The organism is Natronococcus sp. A-GB1 (genome assembly GCF_029688845.1).
In the GTDB taxonomy this organism is placed as follows: Archaea; Halobacteriota; Halobacteria; order Halobacteriales; family Natrialbaceae; genus Natronococcus.
Genome location: NZ_JARUKW010000001.1, coordinates 471,010 through 485,718 on the forward strand (window position 1 = coordinate 471,010; position 14,709 = coordinate 485,718).

16 protein-coding genes are annotated in these 14,709 nt (G+C 66.5%); 10 read left to right on the plus strand and 6 right to left on the minus strand.

Annotation, left to right across the window (positions count from 1 at the left end; genetic code table 11):
* Positions 1 to 68 precede the first annotated feature (68 nt).
* Genes QA600_RS02480 through QA600_RS02490 form a run of 3 tightly spaced genes read left to right on the plus strand, consistent with a single transcriptional unit; the run spans position 69 to position 2,973 of the window.
* Positions 69 to 1,733, plus strand: a complete 1,665-nt coding sequence (locus QA600_RS02480) for a CTP synthase (RefSeq protein ID WP_278290372.1) — start codon at positions 69 to 71, stop codon at positions 1,731 to 1,733.
* Positions 1,733 to 2,650: a glutamine-hydrolyzing GMP synthase gene (gene guaA / locus QA600_RS02485; protein ID WP_278290373.1), complete on the plus strand. Its 918-nt coding sequence runs from the start codon at positions 1,733 to 1,735 to the stop codon at positions 2,648 to 2,650. The genes QA600_RS02480 and guaA overlap by 1 nt, the downstream gene beginning before the upstream one ends.
* Positions 2,647 to 2,973, plus strand: a complete 327-nt coding sequence (locus tag QA600_RS02490; protein WP_278290374.1) for a CTP synthetase — start codon at positions 2,647 to 2,649, stop codon at positions 2,971 to 2,973. The genes guaA and QA600_RS02490 overlap by 4 nt, the downstream gene beginning before the upstream one ends.
* A gap of 376 nt (positions 2,974 to 3,349) precedes the next feature.
* Here the strand turns inward: QA600_RS02490 and QA600_RS02495 are convergent, their stop codons facing one another.
* Positions 3,350 to 4,051, minus strand: coding sequence for a 5-formyltetrahydrofolate cyclo-ligase (locus QA600_RS02495; RefSeq protein WP_278290375.1), 702 nt, complete (start codon positions 4,049 to 4,051; stop codon positions 3,350 to 3,352).
* Positions 4,048 to 4,602 (minus strand): molybdopterin-binding protein, encoded by a 555-nt coding sequence (locus QA600_RS02500; protein WP_278290376.1) that lies wholly within the window; start codon positions 4,600 to 4,602, stop codon positions 4,048 to 4,050. The genes QA600_RS02495 and QA600_RS02500 overlap by 4 nt, the downstream gene beginning before the upstream one ends.
* Before the next feature lie 93 nt (positions 4,603 to 4,695).
* Between QA600_RS02500 and QA600_RS02505 the strand changes: the two genes are divergently transcribed.
* The 3 genes from QA600_RS02505 to QA600_RS02515 all read left to right on the plus strand — a co-directional run bounded on the left by QA600_RS02505 (position 4,696) and on the right by QA600_RS02515 (position 6,858).
* Entirely contained in the window at positions 4,696 to 5,736 is a 1,041-nt protein-coding gene (locus tag QA600_RS02505; RefSeq protein ID WP_278290377.1) for a zinc-binding dehydrogenase, read from the plus strand.
* 69 nt (positions 5,737 to 5,805) lie between these two features.
* Positions 5,806 to 6,126: a hypothetical protein gene (locus QA600_RS02510; protein WP_278290378.1), complete on the plus strand. Its 321-nt coding sequence runs from the start codon at positions 5,806 to 5,808 to the stop codon at positions 6,124 to 6,126.
* A 207-nt stretch (positions 6,127 to 6,333) separates the two neighbouring features.
* Complete coding sequence (locus QA600_RS02515; protein WP_278290379.1) at positions 6,334 to 6,858, plus strand: CAP domain-containing protein; 525 nt, start codon at positions 6,334 to 6,336, stop codon at positions 6,856 to 6,858.
* 139 nt (positions 6,859 to 6,997) lie between these two features.
* Here QA600_RS02515 and QA600_RS02520 read toward each other — a convergent pair whose 3' ends face one another.
* Together QA600_RS02520 and QA600_RS02525 are read right to left on the minus strand one after the other, a co-directional pair.
* Positions 6,998 to 7,564 (minus strand): NUDIX domain-containing protein, encoded by a 567-nt coding sequence (locus QA600_RS02520; RefSeq protein ID WP_278290380.1) that lies wholly within the window; start codon positions 7,562 to 7,564, stop codon positions 6,998 to 7,000.
* A gap of 61 nt (positions 7,565 to 7,625) precedes the next feature.
* On the minus strand, positions 7,626 to 8,627 hold the full coding sequence (locus QA600_RS02525) for a diacylglycerol kinase family protein (RefSeq protein WP_278290381.1): 1,002 nt from the start codon (positions 8,625 to 8,627) through the stop codon (positions 7,626 to 7,628).
* A 52-nt stretch (positions 8,628 to 8,679) separates the two neighbouring features.
* On the opposite strand from QA600_RS02525, the gene QA600_RS02530 reads away from it, so the two are divergent.
* Positions 8,680 to 9,390, plus strand: coding sequence for a CehA/McbA family metallohydrolase (locus tag QA600_RS02530; RefSeq protein WP_278290382.1), 711 nt, complete (start codon positions 8,680 to 8,682; stop codon positions 9,388 to 9,390).
* Between the two features lie 17 nt (positions 9,391 to 9,407).
* On the opposite strand, the gene QA600_RS02535 is transcribed toward QA600_RS02530, so the two are convergent.
* Entirely contained in the window at positions 9,408 to 9,821 is a 414-nt protein-coding gene (locus QA600_RS02535; RefSeq protein WP_278290383.1) for an Lrp/AsnC family transcriptional regulator, read from the minus strand.
* A gap of 102 nt (positions 9,822 to 9,923) precedes the next feature.
* Between QA600_RS02535 and carA the strand changes: the two genes are divergently transcribed.
* From carA to QA600_RS02550, 3 genes are all read left to right on the plus strand, one after another.
* The gene (gene carA / locus QA600_RS02540) at positions 9,924 to 11,000 is read left to right on the plus strand and encodes a glutamine-hydrolyzing carbamoyl-phosphate synthase small subunit (RefSeq protein WP_278290384.1); all 1,077 of its coding nucleotides are present in this window, start codon (positions 9,924 to 9,926) and stop codon (positions 10,998 to 11,000) included.
* An 88-nt stretch (positions 11,001 to 11,088) separates the two neighbouring features.
* Positions 11,089 to 11,625 (plus strand): hypothetical protein, encoded by a 537-nt coding sequence (locus QA600_RS02545; RefSeq protein WP_278290385.1) that lies wholly within the window; start codon positions 11,089 to 11,091, stop codon positions 11,623 to 11,625.
* 90 nt (positions 11,626 to 11,715) lie between these two features.
* Positions 11,716 to 12,576 carry a universal stress protein gene (locus QA600_RS02550; RefSeq protein WP_278290386.1) on the plus strand — a complete coding sequence of 287 codons (861 nt, stop codon included), beginning with the start codon at positions 11,716 to 11,718 and terminating at the stop codon, positions 12,574 to 12,576.
* A 379-nt stretch (positions 12,577 to 12,955) separates the two neighbouring features.
* Here QA600_RS02550 and purH read toward each other — a convergent pair whose 3' ends face one another.
* Positions 12,956 to 14,587, minus strand: coding sequence for a bifunctional phosphoribosylaminoimidazolecarboxamide formyltransferase/IMP cyclohydrolase (purH, locus tag QA600_RS02555; RefSeq protein ID WP_278290387.1), 1,632 nt, complete (start codon positions 14,585 to 14,587; stop codon positions 12,956 to 12,958).
* Positions 14,588 to 14,709 lie beyond the last annotated feature (122 nt).

Consider the following 14,709-nt stretch of genomic DNA (forward strand, 5'->3'; position numbering starts at 1 on the left):
ACTGACAGCCGTTACCGGGCGCGCCCCGCTCCCGAAATCGTTTTCAACCGTTCGCGCGGACACTCGGTATGCCGACGGAATCGGACACTCATTATGATCCCTCGCTGGGGAACAAGTTCATTTTCGTCACCGGCGGGGTTATGTCGGGGCTCGGGAAGGGGATCACGGCCGCGAGCACCGGTCGCCTCCTGAAAAACGCCGGGTTCGACGTGACGGCGGTCAAGGTCGACCCCTACCTGAACGTCGACGCGGGGACGATGAACCCCTACCAGCACGGCGAGGTGTACGTCCTGGAGGACGGCGGCGAGGTCGACCTCGACCTGGGGAACTACGAGCGGTTCCTCGACGTCGACATGACCTCCGACCACAACGTCACCACTGGGAAGACCTACCAGCACGTCATCGAGAAGGAACGGGCTGGCGACTACCTGGGGAAGACGGTCCAGATCATCCCCCACATCACCGACGACATCAAACGGCGCATCCGCGAAGCGGCGGCGGGGACCGACGTCTGCATCGTCGAGGTCGGCGGCACCGTCGGCGACATCGAAGGGATGCCCTACCTCGAGGCCCTGCGCCAGTTCGCCCACGAGGAAGACGAGGAGGACATCCTCTTCACCCACGTCACCCTCGTCCCATACTCGAAAAACGGCGAGCAGAAGACGAAGCCGACCCAGCACTCGGTCAAGGAAGTTCGTTCGATCGGGCTCCAGCCCGACGTGATCGTCGGACGCTGCGAGGACCGCCTCGAGCCCAAGACGAAAGAAAAGATCGCGCTGTTCTGTGACATCGAGACGGAGGCTGTGTTCTCGAACCCCGACGTCGAGGACGTCTACCACGTTCCGCTGATGGTCGAAGAGGAGGGGCTCGACCAGTACGTCCTCGAGCACTTCGGGCTCGCGAGCGAGGCCTTACCGGAGGGACAGCGAGCCAACGAGTGGCGAAAGATCGTCACGACGGAGAAAGACGGCTCGGTCGACGTCGCGCTGGTCGGCAAGTACGACCTCGAGGACGCCTACATGTCCATCCACGAGTCGCTGAAACACGCCGGCTTCGACCGTAATGTCGACGTCGACGTCCACTGGGTGGCCGCCGACGAGCTGGCGGACGACCACGACGACCAGCTCGAGGGGATGGACGGCGTCATTGTTCCCGGCGGCTTCGGTATGCGCGGCTCCGAGGGGAAGATCGAGGCGGTCCGCTACGCCCGCGAGAACGACGTTCCGTTCCTCGGGCTCTGTCTCGGCTTCCAGATGGCCGTCGTCGAGTACGCCCGGAACGTGCTGGGCCTCGAGGACGCCCACTCCGCCGAGATGAACGAGGAGACGCCCCACCCCGTTATCGACATCCTCCCGGAGCAGTACGAGGTCGAGGACATGGGCGGGACGATGCGACTTGGCGAGCACACGACGGTGATCGAGCCCGAGACGCTCGCCTACGAGCTGTACGGCGACACCTCCTGTTCAGAGCGCCACCGCCACCGCTACGAGGTCAACCCCGAGTACTTCGACCGGTTCGAGGAGGAACCGCTCGTGTTCTCGGGCACCGCGGGCAACCGCATGGAGATCCTCGAGCTCGAGGATCACCCCTACTTCCTGGGCACGCAGTTCCACCCCGAGTACACGTCCCGACCGGGACAGCCGAGCCCGCCGTTTCTCGGCCTGGTCGAGGCCGCACTCGAGCGTACCACAGACGACGCGACGACAGACGGCGAAACCGAGGTAACCCACTGATGGTCGACACACAGACGTTTGTCCCAGAAGCAGTCGAAGAGATCGAGAACGAAGTCGGCGACGCGAACGCGGTCATCGCCCTCTCGGGCGGCGTCGACTCCTCCGTCGCGGCGGCGCTGGCCTACGAGTCGATCGGCGACCAGCTCACCCCGGTCTACGTCGACACCGGGCTGATGCGAAAGGGCGAGACCGCCCAGATCCGCGAGACGTTCGACTACATGGAGTCGCTGCGGATCGTCGACGCGAAGGACCGATTCCTCGAGGCCCTCGAGGGCGTCACCGACCCCGAGGAGAAGCGGGCCGTTATCGGCGAGCAGTTCATTCGCGAGTTCGAGCGAGAGGCCACAGACGCCGACGCGGACTACCTCGTTCAGGGGACGATCTACCCCGACCGTATCGAGAGCGAGGGTGGAATCAAGTCCCACCACAACGTCGGCGGCCTGCCCGATGTCGTCGACTTCGACGGCATCGTCGAACCCGTTCGCGATCTGTACAAAGACGAGGTTCGGGAGGTCGCCCGTCACCTCGGACTCGACGAACTCGTCGCCGAGCGGATGCCGTTCCCCGGCCCCGGACTCGCCGTCCGCGTGATCGGCGAGGTCACCGAGGAGAAACTCGAGGTCGCCCGCGACGCCTGTCACGTCGTCGAGGACGAACTCGAGGAGTACGACCCCTGGCAGGCTCTCGCTGCCGTGATCGGCAAGGCGACGGGCGTGAAAGGTGACAACCGAGTCCACGGCTGGGTCGTCTCGGTTCGGTCGGTCGAGTCCCGCGACGGGATGACCGCCCGCGCCCAGGAGCTTGACTGGGAGACCCTCCAGCGCATCCAGTCCCGAATCACCGGCGAGAACGAGAACGTCGCACGGGTCGTCTACGACGTCACCCACAAACCGCCCGCGACCATCGAGTACGAATGAGTCTGCAAGCCATCGTCGCCGGCCCCGACGAGGACGGCATCGGCGACGCCCTCGAGGCCGAGGGAGTCGACGTCGCTCGAGTCAACGGCGTCCTCTCCCGACCGACCCTCGAGGAGGCGGGCGTCCTCGAGGCGGATCTGTACGTGCTGACCGACGTCGATCAGGCGACGACGATTCCGATCGTCTGTGATCTCAACGACGACGTTCGGACGGTCGCCTACGGCGAGCGCACGGTCCCGGAGTTCGTTCGGGGCCAGCTCGATCTCGCGCTCGACCCGCAGCTGATGGACGCGACCCTGGTCGCCGAAGAGCTGGTCGGCTGACGGTTTGTTCCGACGGTCGGCCTGGCAACGGGAACTTACTCGTCTGTGGCCGCCGTGAACGTTCTATTGAGCTATTTCGAACGGATAAACTCGAGTTAAGCCTGCGGGAATTCGGCGTAAGACAGCTATACCGACTCCCCAGTTCAAGTGGTATCCACTCATAGGTGTCGATGGAGGTCGACGGGCAGACCCCACCAAGTGGCACCGATCTGCCAACCCGTGACTTCCAGCAACCCCACCACAGCACCCTTCCCCCACATTGCCATACCGTTATCCGCTTGATGGGTGACGCGGGTTCCCTGCACCGACCCGCGTCACCATCGCTGTCTCGGGACACGGGGTCGTGTCCCAGTATGGCTTTCAGTACGCTCCCGAGCTATCGCTCACGGAGACGTTTCAGTACCGGAATCTCCTCGAGACGCTCTTCAGAGAGCAGTTCCCAGTCGATACCGTCTGGCTGCCCGCCACCGTCGGGTCGACGTACTTCTTCGGGCGTCACTATCAGATCCATCGAGACGTCGTGTTCGCCGGTGTCGACCTCGTCGTCGACCAGCTGTCGGCTGTGGACCGTCGTCGCGACGGTCGTCGACTCGTCGACGAGACCGAACTCCCGGAGAACGGCGTACTCGAGGTCGCTGTATCCCTCTCCCTTACCGATTCGATCCCCGTCTGCAGTGACCGCGACGCTCCCGGAGACGATCAGATCGATCTCTTCGACGGCCTCCGGCCCGACCTGCTCACCGTGTTCGGACGACCCCGAGATCGTCGTCGCCGCGTCGTAGTCCTCGAGGGTGTCGGGGTCGAGCTTCAGGAAACACCGCTCGTCGTGCAGGCGCGGAACGGCCATGTAAACGGTCTTTCCGTTCCGGAGCGCGCGGCGACGGACCGGAAGCTGGGGTGCGTCGGGGTTGGCCTTGATCGCCGTCGCGGCCGCCCACTCGGGCTGGTCGGCGAGGCGGTCGGCGGCGTCGTCGGCGCCCGCGAAGTTGGGAATTCGGCCGTGGGGCGGAAACGGGAATCGGGCGACGCCGCTTTCCTCCAGGTCGTCCCAGACCCGCTCGCGGATCTGTTCTTTCATTCGTCCTCGATCTCCTTCTCAATCTCGGGATCGGCGACCGTCTCCCCCTCGCTCGCGAGGGTGACGAGGTGGGTCGCCTCCGGCAGGACGAGCTTCTCGAGGCCGAGCCGGACGGCGTCGCGGTTGCCGGGGAGACAGAACACGGGGACGTCACCGGAGACGCCCGCGAGCGTCCGCGCCGCGATGACGCGGGAGCCGAAGGCGTCGTAGGCGAGCGTCGAGAACAGGTCGTTGAACGTCGGCAGTTCCTTGTCGAGCAGCGGCCGAACCGCCTGGAGCGTGACGTCGTCGGGTTCGATGCTGGTCGCGCCGCTCGTAAGGACCAGTTCGACGTCGTTGCGGTCGACCATTCGCGAGACGATCGACTGGACCTTGTCGTGGTCGGCGCCGACGTGTTCACGCATCGGGACCTCGAACCCGCGCTCCTCGAGGATCCCCTCGATGGTCTCGCCGGCCGCGTCGGTCGTAAGCGAGCGGTTCGTCGCGATCGTGACGACGCCGACCCCGGGCAGTTCCTCCTCAGGGTCGTCGTCGGGCTCCGTCGTCTCCATACTGCAGTTGTGCGGGCGAGCGGTAAAGGAATCGCGGACCACACCGAGGGCCGGCCCAACTGTTATGCCGGTCGTTTCCGTCGGGAAGCGTGTATGCAAGCGGTCAAAGTCACCGAACACGGCGAAACGGACGTCATCGAGTACGGCGACTACGCCGACCCGGAGGTCGGCCGCGACGAAGTACTGGTCGACGTGAAGGCGGGCGCGCTGAACCACCTCGACGTCTGGGTCCGCCGCGGGCTGCCGACGCTCGACCTCGAGATGCCCCACGTGCCGGGTAGCGACGCGGCGGGCGTCGTCGAGGACGTCGGCGAGGACGTCACCCGATTCGCGCCGGGGGACCGCGTCGCGGTCACCGCGGGGGTCCACTGCGGCGACTGTGAGTTCTGTCGCAGCGGTGATCCGACGCTGTGTGTCAACTTTCATCTGATCGGCGAACACGTCACCGGGGTTCACTCCGAGTACGCCGCCGTTCCCGAGGACAACCTCATTCCCGTCCCCGAGGGCGTCGACTGGGTCACTGCGGGGTCGACCTCGCTCGTGTTTCAGACCGCCTGGCGGCTGTTGATCGACCGCGCCGACATCGAGGCCGGCGAGAAGGTGCTCGTGCTGGGGGCCAGCGGCGGCGTCGGCCACGCCGCGGTCCAGATCGCCGACTACGCGGGCGCGGAGGTGTACGCCACCGGCAGCACGGAGGAGAAACTCGAGCACGCGCGCGAACTCGGCGCGGACCACGTCGTCAACTACGAGCAGCAGAACTTCGCGGAGTGGGTTCGGGGCGAGACCGGCAACCGGGGCGTCGACGTCGTCGTCGACTACATCGGCGCCGGCACCTGGCGGGATTCGATCAAGAGCCTCGCGAAGAACGGCCGACTGGTCACCTGCGGCGGCACGGCGGGCGGAAATCCCGAGACGGACATCCCGCGAATCTTCTGGAACCAGCTCCAGATCATCGGGTCGACGATGGGAACCCCCGGACAGGTCGACGACGTGATGGAACTCGTCTGGGACGGCACCTTCGAGCCCGCGATCCGCGAGGTGCTCCCGATGAGCGAGACCGCCCGCGCCCACGAGATTATCGAGTCCCGCGAGGGCTTCGGGAAGGTCGTCGTCCGCCCTGACAGCGAGCTGTAGGCCTCGAGCACCCGTCGCTCGGACGGCGGAACCGTGAGTGCTTTGACCGTCGCCTCGCAACCTCCGAACGTGACCTCGAGCGACGACGGCGGCTACGTCCACGACCCCTCGACGTTCGACGAGGAGGGCCAACCCCGCGAGACGACCGACGACGGTGACGAGACCGCAGACTGGGTCGACGAACCCGTTCATCCGGAGGCGGCCGACCGCGAGTTCGACTGGCGCGGCTGGTCGCTCGTGGCCGTCATCGTCTTCGCGTTCATCATCGCGCCGGGGATCATCCTGCTGTGGCCCCCGGCGACCGACTACCTGTTCGCCCTGATCGTCCTGCCGCTCGTCCCCGCCGTCCTGTTGGCGGTGACGGCGGTGTGGGCGACGACCCGGCCCTGATCGTTCGAGCCTCGAGCACCCGCACGTTTTCGACCGCAGCGTTTCCTCCCGATAGTCCGCCCGTCCGCTCGAGTCGGACCACCTTGTCGTCGACACCCTCGATCCCGTCCCGTTTTCTTCGGCACAGTGACAGAATCGAACAGTCGAATTGGCTAGTTGAGGTTAGCCTGACTATAGTAAAGGTTCAGTAGGAAGCAGGCAGAAACGATGGCACGCAACTCGCGGCGATCGTTCGTGCGTAACGCAGCAGTGACCGTCCTTGGTAGCTCCGCGCTCGCTGCCGGAACGAACCAGGTGGCAGCGCAGGACGTCGACTTCGAGACAGCTGTCGAGTCGGCGATCCACGACCGCGTCAACGAGATCCGAACGGATCGCGGACTGGACGCCCTCGCTTACCGCGACGACCTCGCGGCGGTCGCGTCGTCCCACAGCCAGGATATGGCCGACCGGAACTATCTCTCGCACACGTCTCCGGAGGGAGAGACGATGAGCGACCGCTACGAACGGTTCGGGATCGACTGCCGGGGCTGGGCCGAGAACGTCCTGTTCAACTACGCGGCCGACGAGTCGCCGACCGCGGCCGCCCGCCAGAGCGTCGACCAGTGGATGGGAAGCGACGGCCACCGCCAGAACATCCTCTCCCAGTCCTGGACCGCCGAGGGGATCGGTGCCGCAGTCGCCTCGGACGGCCGACTGTACGTGACTCAGAACTTCGGCACGAACTGTCGCTGATCGGCCGACTTTCGTTTTTCGAAGCGTCGGTGGAACGTCCGCCCGACCGTTTTCGGCGACTATCCCGTTCCTAGTCCGAGCTCGGTCGCCGGAATCCGTTTTGTCCGTCCGTAAGCCGTTTCGATGAACGAAACCGTCCTCAATCGGAGCGAACGTCCCGGCGCATCGCGATCTCGAACCACGGACAGAGTCGAAGCTGGCGGTACCACTCGGGGTTTTCGTGAAGGCGCTCGTAGGGAACCCACATGAAGCCGCCGACCTCCTCCTCGTCGGGCTCGAGCGTTCGATCCGATAGCGTCAGCTTCAACACGGCACAGACCTCGTGTTCGACGCCCGCGTTCTCGAAGTACCGCTTGTACTCGAAGCGGTCGGTCACCCGCAGGTCGTCGTACTGGTCGGGGGTGACGCCGAGTTCCTCTTCGAGTCGCTGGCGAGTCGCCTCCTCTTGGCTCTGTCCCTGCACGGGGTGGGAGGCGACGGTCCCGTCCCAGTAGGTTCCCCAGAGACGCTTGCCGGGTGCGCGCTGGGCGAGGAGGACGTTGTCGTCCTCGTCGAAGACGATCGAGGTGAACGCCCGGTGGCGGATTCCGTCACCGGTGTGGGCCTCGAGTCGGTTGACGAGCTCGAGTTCGGTGTCGGCTTCGTCGACGGCGATGACGTCTTGCCGTGCGTTTTTGTGGGGTTCCTCGTCCTGTGGCGTACTCATACCCGCACAATCTCAGCGGGTCTTGAAACCAGTATCGTCTCGCTACTCCCGACTCCAGCCCTCAGCCGGACCGACCACCGGCCGCGTCCGGATCCGGGCGATACCGATCCCCGACGACGACCTCGAGCGCGTTCGCTGCCGTCTCGAGTTCGAGCGTCTCCGCGTCGAGCATCTCGCCGTCGAGGCTGTACTCGATCGGCTCCGACCGCAGGCTCTCGAGGGTGAGCGAGGGCACGCGGTGGCGAACGATGTGTCGCTCGCCGCGTTCGAACAGCCCCGCGAGCGCGGCCTCGCCGACCAGATCGGTCGTCGGGGCGTCCTCGACGATCGTCACCTCCAACAGGCTGTCCTCGACGTTCGCCTGGGCCCGCCTGGTGCCGCCGAACCGCCGGCAGTTCCCGACGAGGACGAGCATCGCCTCGCCCGTCCACGTCCTCCGCGTGCTCGCGTCGCCGTCGGGTCCGTTCTCGAGGGTCGCGCGAATCGGAAGAGAGTCGAACGAGGAGATCGTCTCGAGGGCGCGGGAGACGTACGCGAGGACCCCGAGGCGCCGCTTCTCGTCGGGCGTCGTCGCACCGCTCGCCTCGGCGGTGAGCCCGCCGACACAGGAGTTGACGAACGCCCGGCCGTTCGCGGTGCCCAGATCGATCCGGCGACGGCGACCCGTGTCGATCGCGTCGAAGGCGCCCTCGATACCGTCGATTCCGAGGTTCGACGCGAAGTTGTTTCCCGTTCCCGTCGGGACGACCGCGAGGGTCGTTCGCTCGAGGACCTCGGCCTCGGCGAGGCCGTTGACGACCTCGTTGATCGTCCCGTCGCCGCCCGAGGCGACGACGAGGTCGGCACCGGCAGCCCCGGCCTCACGGGCGAACCGGACGCCGTCGCCCTCACTCTTGGTGATCCGAACCGAGAACCCACGCTCGCGTGCGAGCGTCCGCACCTGCCCGAGGTGATCCTCCGTACCGCTTACCGGGTTGCAGATAACGACGTGGTCGGCGTCGGTTCTGTCCTTCCGCTCGACGTCTCCGCTCGGCTGCCCGACTCGATCGACGTCTCGCTCCATACCGGCGGTACGAGTCGGAAAAACAAAACGGCCAGTTCACGTTCGGCTAGATATGTTCGCCGTCGATCTGCACGCACACACGCGGTTCTTCCACGGTCACCGGGCGCTGGGCGATCGATTCGATCCCCACGGGTTTCGGCTGCTCGCGCGCGCACTCGACGCCCGCGGGCTCGACGGCGTCGCGACGACGAACCACGATTACTACACGCCGTTTTTCTCGTCGCGGGTGGCGACGATTCCCGGGATCGAGGTCTCGACGACACACGGACACGTCCTCGTGATCGGCCCCGATCCACCGACCGAGACGGCCCCGGGTGAGTACACGCCCGCGGAGGTCGTCGAGCTGGCCCACGACCGAGGCTGTGTGGCGATCGTCGCCCATCCCTACCGGGATAGCACGATCCGGGAGCTCGAGGAGCTGCCGTTCGATGCGATCGAGATCAACGGCAAGCACCCCCGAACGGAGCGACTGGTCCAGCGGCTGGCCGAGCGCCACGACCTGCCCCTGGTCGGGGGCAGCGACGCTCACTATCCCTTCGAGGCAGGACGGGCGTACACGCGGATCAACGCCACCGAACTCACGCCCGAGGCGGTCGTCGAGGCGATCCGGGACGGCCGGGTCGAACCTCGAGTCGCGACCGGACGATTCGATCGCGGGCTGCGTCGGCTCTACCGAGAGATCCACAGCCGGAAGCATCCTGATGGGCTGCTCGCGGAGCCGTCGCCGGGACTCGGAGAGCCACCGGACGCAACCGACTCGTAGCCGGCTCTCGACCGGATTCACCCGAGCTGCTCGTCCAGAATCAGCCGCGTCTGCGTGCTCACGACTTCCTCCTGGTCGCGAGCCTGGGTGATGAGGTCGTTGACGCCGCGGGTGTCGGCCGCGTCGACGACCAGGACGATGTCTTGTTCCCCGGAGACCATCCAGACGAAGTCGACCTCCTCCCACTCGGCCATCCGTTCGGAGACGCCCTTCGTGTCGACATCGACGGCGACGCTGACTTCGATCATCGCCTTGACGTTGCCCGTGTGCGTCGAGATGGTAAAGCGCTCGATCACCCCGTCGTCCATCATCCGTTCGACTCGGTTCCGAACCGTTCCCTCGCTCGTTCCCACCTCGTCGGCGATCTCCGTGTACGGCGTGCGGGCGTCTCGCCGAAGCGTATCGAGGATCCGTCGATCCAGCTCGTCCATAGAGATGCGGGACTACGACCGACCCTCACTTACCCATTACGAATTTCGTAACTCAGCTTCGAAGGCAACACTTATGCCCCGGCATCAAATACGTAGTTCGTAATGACAGCTGCCTACGTTGCGCTGGAAGGTGGTCACGTGATCGAGGGACGTGGCCGCGCTCCGGGGACGGCTCGTGGCGAACTGGTATTCACGACGGCGTACACTGGCTACGAGGAGAGTCTGACCGATCCATCCTACGAGGAACAGATTCTGACCTTCTCGTACCCGCTGATCGGGAACTACGGCGTCCGCGAGGAACGCTTCGAGGACGACCGCGTCCACCCGCGGGCCGTGCTCTCCCGGGAGCTCACCGACGATGTCGCCGACTGGCTCGACAGCGAGGGCGTTCCCGCGATGGACCACCTCGACACCCGGGAAGTCGTCACCGACATCCGCGACGAGGGCGCGATGAAGTGTGGCATCGCCGTCGGCGAGGACGTCACCGAGGAGGACGCCCTGGCCGAACTCGAGGCCTGCAAGGAGATGAGCGACCACACCGAGATCGGCGCCCAGGTCAGCGTCGACGAGCCCGAGGTCCACGGCGCAGGCAACGACGGCGAGACCGTCGCGCTGATCGACTGCGGTGCGAAGGGGTCGATCACCAGTTCGCTCGTCGAACGCGACGCCGAGGTCCACGTTCTACCCTACGACGCGAGCGTCGAGGACGTCGAGTCGGTCGACCCCGACGTGCTGTTCATCTCGAACGGTCCCGGCGACCCCGCGAACTACGAGCAGGCGGTGTCGCTCGTCGAGGCGTTCGTCGAGGACACGCCCGTCGCCGGCATCTGTCTCGGCCAGCAGATCGTCGCCCGCGCGCTGGGTGGCACCACCGAGAAGATGACGTTCGGCCACCGCGGGGTCAACCAGCCCGTCCTCGACCTCGACTCCGGTCGCGTCGTCATGACGACCCAGAACCACGGCTACACCGTCGCCGAACCCGGCGACGCCCTCGAGGTCTCCCAGATCAACGTCAACGACGACACCCCCGAAGGGCTCGACGGCGTCGAGTACGACGTTCTCACCCGCCAGTACCACCCCGAGGCCAACCCCGGTCCCGAGGACACCCTCGACTTCTTCGACGACGTCCTCGCGATGGCCGGCGACCGAAGCCAGCGAGCCGTCCCCGCCGACGACTGAGCCCCGCTCGGTCTCCCGGCAGTTTCGACGCGCCGTTTTCGAACCGGATCCGCAACGCTGAACCCCGAGGCGACGCCTCGCTCGAGTAATGGACCGTCCGCCCGCACTCGACGGCTTCGCCGACCAGCGCCCGCTCGAGCACGCGGCGACGGTCGCCGTCGCGGTCGTCGTCTTCTGGGTCGGGTACTTCGGCGCGGTCGCCGTCAGCTACGGCGACCTCTCGGTGCTCGCCAGCGAGACGAACGTCGCCCCACAGCGCGTCGGTGGGATGGCCGGCTCGATCCTCGTCTGGACGTACTTCGGACTCGCGTTCGTTCGCGGCTCCGGAGGGCCGTTGCTGAACGCCGTCGTCTACCCGCTCGTGATCGTCGCGCTCGCGCCGTTCGTCGGTCGCTGGGCGCTGTTCGGTCTCGATACCGGGGCGGTCGTCTCGCGGTTCGTCGGCGTGTTCGTGCTCGAGCCGCTGGTGACGCTCGCGATCGCGGTCGTTCCCGGAATCGGCGCGTTCGTCACCCTGCTCGCGATCTGGGGAGCGTCGATCGACGACGACGAGCGCCGGGCCTGGGAGGACCGTCACCTCTCGGCGGCGTTCTACGAGGCGTTCGTCGCGCAGGATCGGGAGTGACGGCCGCCGTCATCGACTTCCCGAGTCGCCTCTCGCCGTGCCGGGAAAGCCTACTTATCGCTGCACGGAGACAGTACGGCTACCCGACACATGTCAGGTGATCGTCTCCTCGTCCCAGTCGCGAACCCCGAAACTGCGGACCAGCTGCTCGATACGGCGATCGACCTCGCGACCGATCGCGACCTCGAGATCCTCGTGCTTTCGGTCGTCATTGTCCCGATGCAGGTTCCCCTCGGCGAGGCTCGCCGCCAGTTCGACGTCGACGACCGAGGGGCGCTGGTCGCCGACGCGGTCGAGCGAGCGACGGGGTACGGCGTCGCCGCGGCGGGTCGGGTTCGGTTCGGCCGAAGCGTCGCCGACGGGATCCGCGACGTCGCGACCGACGAGTCCGTCGACGTGATCCTGCTGGGCTGGCGCGGCCGACCCCGTCGCCGCGATGTCGTCCTCGGGAGCTACATCGACGACGTCCTCGCCGACCCACCGTGTGACGTCCTCGTCAAGCGCATCGACCGGGATCGACGCGCCGTCTCGTCGGTGCTCGTCCCCGTCGCCGGCGGCCCCAACACCGAGTTCGCCGCCGAGACCGCGGGCGCGCTGGCCCGCGCCCACGACGCCCGGATCGAACTCGTCACCGTCGTCCCCGACCGCGAGGAGGAGACCGTTGCTGAGGCCCGAAAGCTGCTCAACCGCACGGCGCCCGCGCTGGGGGCCGTCGAGTCCGTCGAGCAGACCGTCCTCGAGGGATCGGTCGTCGAGACGATCGTCGAGCGCTCGAGCGAGCACGACGTGACCGTCGTCGGCGCAGCCGAGGGCGCCTTTCTTCGGCGGGCGCTGGTCGGGGACGTCCCCGAGGCGATCGGTCGGGAGGCCGAGAGCGCCGTCATCATGGCCAAGCGAAAACAGGACGTTCCGGAGGCGCTGTGGCGTCGGCTACGGGATCGGTTTCGGTGACCGTGGACGCGGGGGTTCGATATCGACGGTGGTCTCGTTCCCGTTCCGGAGGTGTTTTGTAGCGACAGCGAAGAGAGTTGGGTGGACGGCACGGCCAGCCGGCTACCTTTCGGCCCGCGTGGTTTCCACGTGCGGTCTCCGCTGGCTGGCCTACCCCGTCTTTCTACTACTCGTGAGCGACCGCTACCGTCGCCGTAGTTCTCGAGTCGCACGGATCGGATGTTTTCGAGACGATCAGTGACATCGAAACCGAACGACGAGATGCACTCACGCCGTCGTTATCTGACCTTTCAAGCCGAACGGATCGGGTGTCCTTGAGGAATCCATTACTACCTACTCCTGAACCACGACCTCAACGAGCCGCTGGCCTCCTACCTGGTTAGTCGTGTCTGAACGACCGCTGGCCCGTAAACGCCATCGCGATCCCGTGTTCGTCCGCGGCGGCGATCACGTCGTCGTCGTTGACCGAGCCGCCGGGCTGGACCACGGCCCCGATCCCCGCCTCGGCGGCCTCCTCGATCCCGTCGGGGAACGGGAAGAAGGCGTCCGAGGCCATCACGGCGCCCTCGGCGTCTTTCCCCTCGGCGTGTTCGTCGGCCTTCATCGCCGCCAGCCGAACCGCGTCGACCCGGGAGACCTGTCCCATCCCGACGCCGACGGTCTCGGTACCCTGCGCGAGGAGGATTCCGTTGGACTTGACGTGTTTCAGCGTCTGCCAGGCGAATACCATCGACTCGAGCTCTTCCGCACTCGGCTCGCGCTCGGTGACGACCTCGAGGTCCTCGACGGTAATCGACTGCAGGTCCCGCTCCTGGACGAGCCGCCCCCCGACGAGGGGTTTCTCGGTGAACCGATCCGTTCGCTCGCCTAGTTCCCCAACCTCGAGCACCCGAAGGTTCTCCTTCTCGCAGAGGATCTCGAGGGCATCCTCGGTGTAGCCGGGCGCGACGACGACCTCCTTGAACGAGTCGATCACCAGCTCGGCGGTGTCGGCGTCGCACTCTCGGTTGAGGGCGACGATGCCGCCGAAGGCGCTCATGGGGTCGGTCGAGAGGGCCCGCTCGTAGGCCGTCGCGAGCGAATCAGCCGTTGCACAGCCCGCGGGGTTGGTGTGTTTGATCACCGCCGCGGCGGGGTCGTCGAACTCCTTGATGAGGTTCAGGGCGCCGTCGGCGTCGTTGTAGTTGTTGTACGACAGCGCCTTCGCACCCTCGTTCAGCTGGTCGGCGTGAACGACGCTGGCCTCGCCGCAGGTGTAGTCGGCGTACACCGCGGCGTCCTGGTGGGGGTTCTCGCCGTAGCGAAGCGTGTCGACGCGGTCGCTCGAGGCGAGGCGCCGTGCGGGGAGTCCCTCGGCGTCGGGGGCGCTCGAGACGTCCGCGTCGACCGAGACCTCGCCCGCCTCGAGATCGACGTCCACCGCACCCTCGGCGAACCACTTCACCGCCCGCGGGTACGCCCGGAACTCGCCCTCGTGGAGGACGCGCTCTTTCAGCGAGTCGGCGTTGTCGCCCTCGTAGACCGGAACCGGCTCCTGGGTGACGATCGGACCGGCGTCGATCTCTTCCTCGATGATCTCGCCGTCCGCGTCGGTCGCGTCGGTGACGACGTGGACCGTACAGCCGGTCACCGAGACGTCGGCCTCGAGGGCGTCGCCCCAGGCGTCGTCGCCGGGAAACGCCGGCAGCAGCGAGGGGTGAACGTTCAGCGTCGTCGGCTGGGCCTCGAGGAAGGTATCGGAGAGGATCCGCATGTAGCCGTCCAGACAGACCAGGTCGAACTCGTAGTCGTCGAGGGCCTCGTTGACCGCCCGTTCGTGCTCGCGGCGGTCCATCTCGCCCTTGAGCGGGACGACCTCGGTGGCGATCCCGCGTTCGGCTGCGGCCTCGAGAACCGGCGCCTCCGGATCGTCGGACAGCACGACGGCGAGGTCGGCCCCGCCCGGTCGACGGTCGGCGACGTTCATCAGGTTGCGGCCTCGGTTGCCGGCCAGTCCGGCGATTCGGGTCATGGTCGAATCCGCGCCCGCGATCGGCAAAGCCGTTGCGGTCTCGACCGCCGAGGTATGCACAATCGAGCATTGCTATGGCAGTATTTCGTCTTCATATTCTCGAAGTATGCACGGTTATGGCT

What these genes read in the sequence shown, in the direction of transcription:
- QA600_RS02480 (WP_278290372.1), top strand. Translation starts at nt 69, where the DNA reads ATGCCGACGGAATCGGACACTCATTATGATCCCTCGCTGGGGAACAAG.
- guaA (WP_278290373.1), top strand. Translation starts at nt 1,733, where the DNA reads ATGGTCGACACACAGACGTTTGTCCCAGAAGCAGTCGAAGAGATCGAG.
- QA600_RS02490 (WP_278290374.1), top strand. Translation starts at nt 2,647, where the DNA reads ATGAGTCTGCAAGCCATCGTCGCCGGCCCCGACGAGGACGGCATCGGC.
- QA600_RS02495 (WP_278290375.1), bottom strand. Translation starts at nt 4,051, where the DNA reads ATGAAAGAACAGATCCGCGAGCGGGTCTGGGACGACCTGGAGGAAAGC.
- QA600_RS02500 (WP_278290376.1), bottom strand. Translation starts at nt 4,602, where the DNA reads ATGGAGACGACGGAGCCCGACGACGACCCTGAGGAGGAACTGCCCGGG.
- QA600_RS02505 (WP_278290377.1), top strand. Translation starts at nt 4,696, where the DNA reads ATGCAAGCGGTCAAAGTCACCGAACACGGCGAAACGGACGTCATCGAG.
- QA600_RS02515 (WP_278290379.1), top strand. Translation starts at nt 6,334, where the DNA reads ATGGCACGCAACTCGCGGCGATCGTTCGTGCGTAACGCAGCAGTGACC.
- QA600_RS02520 (WP_278290380.1), bottom strand. Translation starts at nt 7,564, where the DNA reads ATGAGTACGCCACAGGACGAGGAACCCCACAAAAACGCACGGCAAGAC.
- QA600_RS02525 (WP_278290381.1), bottom strand. Translation starts at nt 8,627, where the DNA reads ATGGAGCGAGACGTCGATCGAGTCGGGCAGCCGAGCGGAGACGTCGAG.
- QA600_RS02530 (WP_278290382.1), top strand. Translation starts at nt 8,680, where the DNA reads ATGTTCGCCGTCGATCTGCACGCACACACGCGGTTCTTCCACGGTCAC.
- QA600_RS02535 (WP_278290383.1), bottom strand. Translation starts at nt 9,821, where the DNA reads ATGGACGAGCTGGATCGACGGATCCTCGATACGCTTCGGCGAGACGCC.
- carA (WP_278290384.1), top strand. Translation starts at nt 9,924, where the DNA reads ATGACAGCTGCCTACGTTGCGCTGGAAGGTGGTCACGTGATCGAGGGA.
- QA600_RS02545 (WP_278290385.1), top strand. Translation starts at nt 11,089, where the DNA reads ATGGACCGTCCGCCCGCACTCGACGGCTTCGCCGACCAGCGCCCGCTC.
- QA600_RS02550 (WP_278290386.1), top strand. Translation starts at nt 11,716, where the DNA reads ATGTCAGGTGATCGTCTCCTCGTCCCAGTCGCGAACCCCGAAACTGCG.
- purH (WP_278290387.1), bottom strand. Translation starts at nt 14,587, where the DNA reads ATGACCCGAATCGCCGGACTGGCCGGCAACCGAGGCCGCAACCTGATG.